The following is an 8,749-nucleotide window of genomic DNA, read 5'->3' as shown; positions in this document are numbered from 1 at the left end:
TCATCGACGGTCGGAATTTGGCTTCGTGAGGCCTACCGGCTACGTCAACGTGACGGATACGAGATTACGTATAACACCTTGTCGCGCTGTCGGACGCCTGGCAGAAGGGCGCGCAGCAATGGGACGAGGTCAAGCGCCGGAACTTCGCCAACGACCCGATGAATCTGCAAGCCACCGTCGGTGCGGTCAATCAGCAGAAGGGCGACGGCGACGCCGCGACCTGGCTGCCGCCCAACCGGTCGTACCGGTGCACCTATGTCACGCGGATCGTCGACGTCAAAAGCGCCTACGGACTGTGGGTGACCCAAGCCGAGCACGATGCGATCGCCCGCATACTGAGCAACTGCTCGCCGGACGTCACGTCGGAACCCCCGACCACTACGGCTGCGCCTTCGACTACCTCATCGACCCCGACCGAAGTGCCACCGCCCGTCGCACCGGCCTCGATCCCACCCGAAGACGACGCGGTGTACTACCCGAACTGCAAGGCGGTCCGTGCCGCCGGAGCTGCACCGCTCTACGCCGGGCAACCCGGCTACCGCACCGGTCTCGACGGTGACGGTGACGGAGTAGCTTGCGAGCGGTGATTCTGGACATGCGGAACATGCGGTATGCTGCAGATGCATGTTTCGCACGATTCCGATGAGGTGGGTCTCATGACCGCTGCACATAACCACCTGATCGACGTCGCGCAGCGTATCCAGGAGAGCGCTGCCGCGCTGGGGGAGGCGCTCGACTCGGTCAAGGTCTACGCTGAACCATCCGTGGCGCGCGCGGTCCAAGCCGAGCGGAACCTGTACGACCGGATCGAGGCCGAGTTCGGCCTGCTCACCAGCACCGAGGCGGGCCGGCGCATGGGTTCGAAGTCGAGCGCGCCGCGGAACCTGGCGGCCGCGACCCGCCGGGACGGCGCACTGCTGGCGATCGCGCGCGGTCACCAGGTCCTTTTCCCGGGCTTCCAGTTCGGCGCCGACGGACGACCGCTGCCGGTGATCCGGACGCTGCGCGAACTCGCTGACGAGGCGGACTGGTCGGAAAGCAGTGTGGTCCAGTGGTTGTGCGCGCCGACGACCTATCTCGACGGACTCCGACCCGTCGACCTCGTGGCCGCCCAACCTGATCGGGTCGTCGACGCGGCCCGGCGCGCATGGTCTGTGCAGTGGTGACACCGGCACCGCCGAAACCCTTCACCCCACGCACCACCGTCCTCGAGAGCGGAGCCCGGCTGTATCGCGTGTTCACCGCGGCCAAGGGCCGCTCGGCGACGACGTTCAATCCCGGCTTCGGGTCGCCGAGTCGGTTCGCGTTCTTCGGCACGCCAACGGTTCCGGTGTTGTATGCCGCGGCGACCCAGGAGGCGGCGATCGCCGAGACGCTGCTGCACGACGTCCCAGTCAGCGGCGGCATCCTGCCGTACGACGCGTACGCACGCACGGTGATGGCTCGGCTGGAGGTAGCCCGCCCGCTCACCATCGGGGTTCTGCACGGACTCGGTCTGCGCACGCTCAAGGTCACCGCCGGCGATCTCACCGCCAGCGGCGCCGACACGTATCACGACACGGTCAGATGGGCCGAGGCAGCGCATGACAGCGGCCTCGACGGTCTGGTGTGGATGTCGCGGCTCTGCAACGACGCGAAATCCTACGTGTTCTTCGGAGACCGCTGCAGCGATGCGTTCATCCAGGACGTCACCTTCGCCCGGCTTTTCGCCACCGGCGCCGATCAACTGTGGCTCATCGACCTGTGCGCCCCCTTGCACGTCGACGTCCTGCTCCGGTCGTGAGAACGGTCGCGGGTCAACCTGCACGACTGGCCGAGATGTCACGAGAGTTCGTCTCTGCGAACTGATTCCACGGTCAGACACAACTGTGGCCCCCTCGAGAGAGAGGGCCACAGTCGGTGACTATCGGTCAGTCCTTGCTCGAGGACTTCCTCGACGACGAACCACCGTCGGAACCACCCGACGACGAACCGCCGGACGTCGTCGACGAGTCGCTGTCGGACTTGGTCTCGTCGGACGTGCTTTCGTCGGACGTGCTTTCGTCGGACGTGCTTTCGTCGGAGGTGGCCTCGTCGGACTCCGTGGACTCGGCCTCGTCGGCGACGTCCTCACTGACATCGGCCTCGTCAGCGGTGTTGGGTGCCTCGTCGGTCTCGGTCGGCTCCTCGGTGTCGGCGGGCGCCTCGGCTTCTGCCGTATCCTCGGCCGGATCCATGACCTCGCCATCGGTGGCCTCGGTCTCGGTCGGCGCGGGCGTCGCGGTAGGCGTCTCGGACTCCTCGGTCGCCGCGTCGTCTTCCGTCCGGTCGACGACAGGTGTTGTCGCACCCAGCTTTCGCTCCTCGCCGCGTGCTCCCACCTCGAGCGAAACCAACCGGTCCTCGGATACCAGTTCGGCCGACGACACGTCGGCGGTCGCAGCGCTCGGGTTCTTGGCCGCCAGGAACTCTTCGCGAGAAACCTTCAGCGCCCAGGCGATATCTCGGGGAATGTTGATGAAGAAGGTCTCGAAGGCACCCTTCGGGGTGAGCAGTCCGACCCAGGGCCAAGGCTTTCCGTCCTCGATGGCCAGCCGCGGGGTGTAGCCGTTGAGCAATGCGTTGGTGACCTTGCCCGGCATGTTGACGGTCTCGCTGAGGGCAGTGGTCCAGTCGCCGGCCTTGATCGCCAGGGCGATGTCGTCGAGCACCTCGGTGAACTGGAAGGCCGCGGTCACCACGGGACCGAGCAGCGATTCGGTGTAGTGGCCCAGTGCGTTGTCGGTCAGCAGGACGTCGAAGACGTTGGCCAGCTTCCCTGCGCCCAGGGTTTCGGCGATCTGGCCGGGCATGTAGAAGACGTCGAACAGCGGCCAGGCACCGGCGCCCAGGCTCCACAGGAAGTACTCGTTGACCGCGGCGAAGGCGTTGTTGAACTGGGCCTGCCGCAAGTACCCGGACACGTCTTGAAGCATTTTGCCGAGGCCGTCGAACTGGCCCTCGCTGTCCTCGGCGCTAGTCTCGAGCGCCGTGCGGATGCGTTCGCCGTATTCCGGCAGATCCGTGATCAGCGCCTGCCATCCGGCAGTGTTGCCGAAAACCCCGCCGAGTTCCCGCAACATCGTGGAGGAGCCGCGGAACACGTCGCCGAACCACACCGGGTACTTCGTCCGCACTTCGTTGAGGCCGTAGTTGACGTTCTCGGAGGCGGTCGCGAGGGTGTTCTGCCACGTGGTGAATGGGTTGGTCCAGGCGGCCATCTGGACATCACGGGACTGCGTGGCCGCGGCGGCGAGTGCGGTGGGGGTCGGCGTCACCGGGGTGACGGTGAGCACCGACGCGCTCACGACTGCGACGCCGGCGAGCACGGCGCGTTTGTGTCGTGACCGGGCACTCGGCCGCTGCCCGGTCGAGTCGTGCTCATCGTGAGCTGAGAGCGCTAGCTCCATGGTTCTCCTGTGTCAGTGAGGGCGGAATCAGGCCTGACGGCCGTCGCGAGACTAGCTAAGAGATTCCTGTGCAACAAGACCTATGTAGTTTGCTGACGTGCGCGGCAATATTTGGGGTGCCCGGCTCTGCCTGAGGCGATTAAGAGTCCACTGGTAAATGGGAATAATGAAATTCCTTGGAATAGATGCTAATTGAGACAGAAAGCCTGCCGCGCGGTATCACGTAATTGCTCACGCGTACCGCTTTCAGTGCTCAATCAAGAAGACTCGAAAGATTGCTGAAAGAGCGATACCGGGTCAATCTAACCCAAGGGCAATCGTTTGTGGGAGCTAGGTCGGACCCGGCGATGCGATCTGCGTCACGTCCTGCAGATGCTCGTGCTATCTCGGGGCGGTATCCAAAATGCCGGTCGTGACATCACTTTCGGGACCGGAACTGGGCGAACGGCCGTAGGATGGCGTATTTGGGAGTTGTGATGGCACACCACGGATCAGATGCCGGCCATGCAGGTCATGGCGGGCATGCGGCGCACACCGAGCTGTTCCGCCGACGCTTCTGGGTCAGCCTGATTCTGTCGCTACCGGTGGTGGTGTTCAGTCCGATGGTCGCCCACCTACTGGGTTACACACTGCCCGACAGTGGTCTCGTCACGTGGCTGCCACCGCTGCTCGGCACCGTGATCTTCTTCTACGGCGGCATGCCGTTCCTCACCGGGGGATGGGCGGAACTCAAAGCCCGTAGCCCGGGGATGATGCTGCTGATCGGCATGGCGATCAGCGTTGCGTTCCTCGCTTCGTGGGCGACCACGTTGAACATCGGGGGATTCGATCTCGACTTCTGGTGGGAACTGGCGCTGCTCGTCGTCATCATGCTTTTGGGGCATTGGCTGGAGATGCGGGCGCTCGGCTCGGCTTCCGGAGCGTTGGACGCACTGGCGGCGATGCTTCCCGACACCGCCGAGAAATTGACCGACCACGGACCCGAACACGTCGCTCTCGACGAGTTGCGCGTGGGCGATGTGGTGTTGGTACGCGCGGGCGCGCGCGTCCCGGCCGACGGGAATGTCACCGAGGGTCGCGCCGAAGTGGACGAGTCGATGATCACCGGTGAGTCCAAACCGGTGCGCCGACAGGTCGGAGACGCCGTGGTGGCCGGCACCGTGGCCACCGACAGTGCTCTTCGCGTGCAGGTGACCGCGGTCGGCGATGGCACTGCGCTGGCCGGCATCCAGCACCTGGTGGCCGAAGCTCAAGCTTCCTCGTCCCGTGCACAGGCATTGGCGGACAAGGCCGCCGCATTCCTCTTCTATTACGCCGCGATCGCCGGCATTCTGACGTTCGCGGCGTGGACTTTGTTGGGCGACCTCGGCGACGCCGTCACCCGTACCGTCACGGTCTTGGTCATCGCATGCCCGCATGCGTTGGGGCTGGCGATCCCGTTGGTGATCGCGATCGCTACGGAACGCGCCGCCAAAGCCGGGGTGCTGATCAAGGATCGGCTCGCGCTGGAGCGGATGCGCACCGTCGACGTGGTGCTCTTCGACAAGACCGGCACCTTGACCGAGGGGCGCCATCGGGTCACCGACGTGGTCGCCACCGCGGGCGTGGATGTCGAGCAACTGCTGTCGCTGGCTGCGGCGGTCGAGTCGGACAGCGAGCATCCTGTCGCCCGCGCCATCGTTGCCGCGGCCGACTCGCGGGTTCCGCACGAAGGCAGGTTCGTCGCAACGGACTTCCGGTCATTGCCCGGCAGGGGAGTGCGTGCCCGGGTCGACGGGCGCGTCGTCTCGGTCGGGGGTCCGGCGATGCTGGCCGATCTCCAACTCTCGGTGCCCGACGACGTCAGCGAAGCCACGCGAGGCTGGGTGCAGCGCGGCGCGTCGGTGTTGCACGTCGTGCAGGAAGGTGCGGTACTGGGTGCGGTGGCGCTCGAAGATGCGGTGCGGGAGGAATCTCGGCAGGCGATCGCCGCGCTGCACGATCGAGATATCAAGGTGGCCCTGATAACCGGCGATGCACGGCAGGTCGCTGACGCTGTTGCTGCCGAACTGGGGATCGATGAGGTGTTCGCCGACGTCCTGCCCGAACACAAGGACGCAAAGGTCGCCGAGTTGCAGGCGCGTGGCCATCGCGTGGCGATGGTCGGCGACGGGGTCAACGATGCGCCGGCGTTGGCCCGGGCCGACGTCGGTGTGGCCATCGGCGCCGGCACCGACGTCGCGATCGAATCCGCCGGTGTGGTGCTCGCGGCCGACGATCCGCGCGCCGTGCTGTCGATCATCGAACTCTCGCACGCCGGCTACCGCAAGATGTGGCAGAACCTCGCGTGGGCTGCCGGCTACAACGTCGTGGCCGTACCGGCGGCTGCCGGCGTGTTCGCTCCGCTCGGCCTGGTGCTGCCTCCCGCGGCGGCCGCTGTGCTGATGTCGCTGTCGACAATCGTCGTCGCGCTCAACGCGCAACTTCTGCGCCGCCTCGATCTGGATCCCCAGACAGTGGCGGCGGGGCGATGACGGATGTCGTTGTGTAACCGACCGGGCACAGATATGTTCAAGATCGTGGTCACACCGGTCGGGCAAACCTCGCGAGTTGCTCCATGACCAAGCAGTTGTGCCCAATTCCCGTCGGCTCGCAGCTCAAGCCGATCCATGGAAGCGGAGCCCCTGGGCTCGTCGAGCTGCTCCGGACGGTCGCCGATCGGAAAGGCGCGACGCGCCGTAATCGAGAGCGTTTCGGCGACATCGCATTTCACAACCTGATGGGACGCAAGTGCGTATTGCCGTTGACGCCCGAGACGGCCGAGCCGGCGATCATCAACAGGAGCAAAGCCTTCGCCAACGCGCCGGCCTGGGAGTACCTGATCGGCATGGTGTTCAAACGTGGTCTGCTTCTGATGGATTTCGACGACCACCGGCACCAGCGCTTGATATTCCAGCAGGCCTTCACCAGCGACAGCCTCAAGGGTTACCTCCGCGAGATGCAGCCCGTCCTGCGGAATGCCCTGGAGCAGTTCCCGACCGGAAACGTCCGATTGGCAGAGGAATTCAAGGCGATCAACCTCGACACCGCGTTGTCGGTGTTCGTCGGCGTCGATCTGTCGCGCGCCGATGCCGACCGGATCAATGGCGCTTTCCTCGATTGCCTTCGCGGCCCGACCGCGATGGTCCGTTATCCCATTCCCGGTGGGGCGGTGCGTCGGGCGGCCCGCGGTCGTGAGGTCCTGGTGGAGTTCTTCGCTGGGCTGCTTCCCGAGAAGCGTCGGCACGAATCCAACGACCTGTTCTCCATCTTGTGCCGCGCGCGGTCCGACGAGGGCGGCCGGTTCAGCGACGACCAGATCATCGACCACATGATCTTTCTGCTCTTCGCCGCCCACGACACCTCGACCTCGGCGTTGAGCACCATGGCGTACTACATGGCCAAGCATCCACAGTGGCAGCAGCGGGCACGCGTGCAGTCCCTGCAGTTGCCGGCCGACCTGACGTTCGACCATCTCAAGGAGATGAGCTGCCTGGACCTCATCCTCAAGGAGTCGCTGCGCCTCAACGCGCCGGTACCGGTGCTCGCGCGTGAGGCGATCGAGGACACCGAGCTGGCGGGATACTTCGTCCCCAAAGGCACTTTGGTGTTCGTGTCACCAGAAGCGGTCCACGAGAATCCGAATGTCTGGCACCAGCCGCTCGCATTCGATCCCGAACGATTCACCCCGGAACGCGCTGAGGACAAGAGCCACCGTTTCGCCTGGTTTCCGTTCGGTGGTGGAGTGCACAAATGCATCGGTCTGTACTTCGCCCAGATGGAAATCAAGTCCGTGATGCACAACTCCTTGCGGCGCTACCAATGGTCGATCGCCGAGGATTACGTCTGGAAGATCGACCGGCGGACCCTCGGTGACCCGGTCGGCGGCCTGCCCGCCGTGGTGAGGCCCATCGGATGAATGTGCTCGGACGTCTGTCAGCGTCAGTGGCGAAGTTGGCACGCATGACCGACGAAGTGGAAGAAGTCGCCGACGGAATCTGGATCCTGCGCGGTGGTGTACCGAGGATCATGAACGTCTATCTGGTTCGAGACGGCAACGGAGTGTTGGCGTATGACGCCGGTATCCGACCCATGGCGCGCGCGATCGCCGACGCTGCATCGGCTCTGGGTGGGCTCACACGAATCATCCTCGGACACGCACACTTCGACCATCGCGGCGCGGCGCCGCGGCTCGGCGTCCCGGTGCTCTGTCACCCCGACGAGGTGGCTGACGCGCAAGGTGACGGAGGGGCGCACAACGTCGACCTCGCTCTGGTCAGTCGGCGCTCGCGCTTGATCGGCAGGCCGTTGCGGTGGCTGTTCGACGGAGGCCCGGTGCATGTCTCGGCGACAATCGAACACGGGGACCCAGTGGCTGATTTCGAGGTCATCCATCTGCCCGGCCACACACCGGGTCTGATCGGGCTCTGGCGTGCGTCCGACCGCATCGCGCTTGTCAGCGACTGCTTCTACACCATGGACACCGAAACCGCCCGAACGTCTCTGCCGCACGTACCGCATCGGGCATACAACGTCGACACCGATCTGGCGCGACAGTCCATCCGCAGGCTCGCCGAACTTCAACCATCGAGCGCATGGCCCGGGCACGCCGGTCCGTTGACGGGCGACGTCGCCGCGCAACTGCGGGAAGCCGCCGATCGCAATGCTCTCCGGGATCCGACGTCAATACGTCACAGTGACGCAATGATGACGCGGGGCGGGGTGGGGCACGTGCGCCGTGTGGGGTCTGTTGGCGGGGCCTTGGCGTTGTCGAATGGCAACTCAGCGCGAGGATCTCGTGGCCGCTTGTCGTTGCGGGCCGCGCCGTGGCCGGCAGGCAATGCGGATCGCACAAGTGCAGAAAGCTCCAGGGGTTGGTGGGCGAGGTATAGCGAACGAGGACATCAGATGTCGGGCCGCGGTATGACGGACCATCCGTCCGCAGCGTGTTCCGGCAGATCGCCTAACTGGTAACGGTGCGTGTTCAAAGGCATCTAATGCAACTCGCTACCTTCATTTACCGATAAGCGACATTATGTCAAGTAACCCACTACATATTGCGCTGCGCACCAACGGGTTTCAGCTCCACCACGCCCTGCCGCGACCTAACTGATGCTGCCCCGCTCCAACACCCACCGATGCTCGAAGGGCAGTACCTCGGCGGCAACCTCGAAATCAGCGTCGTAGTGCAGCAGTGTCACATCATGGGCGTCGGCAAGGGTGGTGTCCGTTCTCATTGAATCTGGGGCACATTTACTAGTCTGACCTGCATTGCCCCAGATTGGATGAGAATTTCGATCGCG

The 8,749-nt window shown here is 64.8% G+C and carries 7 protein-coding genes and 1 pseudogene; 6 read left to right on the top strand and 2 right to left on the bottom strand.

The window, feature by feature from the left end; genetic code table 11:
- Positions 1-74: 74 nt before the first annotated feature.
- The 3 genes and pseudogenes from ACAG25_RS24475 to ACAG25_RS24465 form a co-directional block, all read left to right on the top strand.
- Positions 75-587, top strand: a pseudogene (locus ACAG25_RS24475) (excalibur calcium-binding domain-containing protein); the annotation flags it as partial.
- A 69-nt stretch (positions 588-656) separates the two neighbouring features.
- Positions 657-1,166: a hypothetical protein gene (locus ACAG25_RS24470; RefSeq protein ID WP_370491029.1), complete on the top strand. Its 510-nt coding sequence runs from the start codon at positions 657-659 to the stop codon at positions 1,164-1,166.
- Entirely contained in the window at positions 1,160-1,783 is a 624-nt protein-coding gene (locus tag ACAG25_RS24465) for an RES family NAD+ phosphorylase (RefSeq protein WP_370491028.1), read from the top strand. The genes ACAG25_RS24470 and ACAG25_RS24465 overlap by 7 nt, the downstream gene beginning before the upstream one ends.
- 127 nt (positions 1,784-1,910) lie before the next feature.
- Here the strand turns inward: ACAG25_RS24465 and ACAG25_RS24460 are convergent, their stop codons facing one another.
- Positions 1,911-3,347: a hypothetical protein gene (locus ACAG25_RS24460; RefSeq protein ID WP_370491027.1), complete on the bottom strand. Its 1,437-nt coding sequence runs from the start codon at positions 3,345-3,347 to the stop codon at positions 1,911-1,913.
- Positions 3,348-3,904: 557 nt separating this feature from the next.
- Here ACAG25_RS24460 and ACAG25_RS24455 point away from each other — a divergent pair.
- The 3 genes from ACAG25_RS24455 to ACAG25_RS24445 all read left to right on the top strand — a co-directional run bounded on the left by ACAG25_RS24455 (position 3,905) and on the right by ACAG25_RS24445 (position 8,420).
- Positions 3,905-5,941 carry a heavy metal translocating P-type ATPase gene (locus tag ACAG25_RS24455; protein WP_370491026.1) on the top strand — a complete coding sequence of 679 codons (2,037 nt, stop codon included), beginning with the start codon at positions 3,905-3,907 and terminating at the stop codon, positions 5,939-5,941.
- 83 nt (positions 5,942-6,024) lie between these two features.
- Positions 6,025-7,365, top strand: coding sequence for a cytochrome P450 (locus ACAG25_RS24450; RefSeq protein WP_370491025.1), 1,341 nt, complete (start codon positions 6,025-6,027; stop codon positions 7,363-7,365).
- A 44-nt stretch (positions 7,366-7,409) separates the two neighbouring features.
- Positions 7,410-8,420 (top strand): MBL fold metallo-hydrolase, encoded by a 1,011-nt coding sequence (locus tag ACAG25_RS24445; RefSeq protein ID WP_370491024.1) that lies wholly within the window; start codon positions 7,410-7,412, stop codon positions 8,418-8,420.
- A gap of 131 nt (positions 8,421-8,551) precedes the next feature.
- Here ACAG25_RS24445 and ACAG25_RS24440 read toward each other — a convergent pair whose 3' ends face one another.
- Positions 8,552-8,683, bottom strand: coding sequence for a hypothetical protein (locus tag ACAG25_RS24440; RefSeq protein ID WP_370491023.1), 132 nt, complete (start codon positions 8,681-8,683; stop codon positions 8,552-8,554).
- Positions 8,684-8,749 lie beyond the last annotated feature (66 nt).

Origin of the sequence: Mycobacterium sp. pV006, from assembly GCF_041287115.1 — a bacterium.
Lineage (GTDB): Bacteria > Actinomycetota > Actinomycetes > Mycobacteriales > Mycobacteriaceae > Mycobacterium.
The sequence above is the reverse complement of the archived record's forward strand: the minus strand, read 5'-3'. Positions and strand labels throughout refer to the sequence as shown.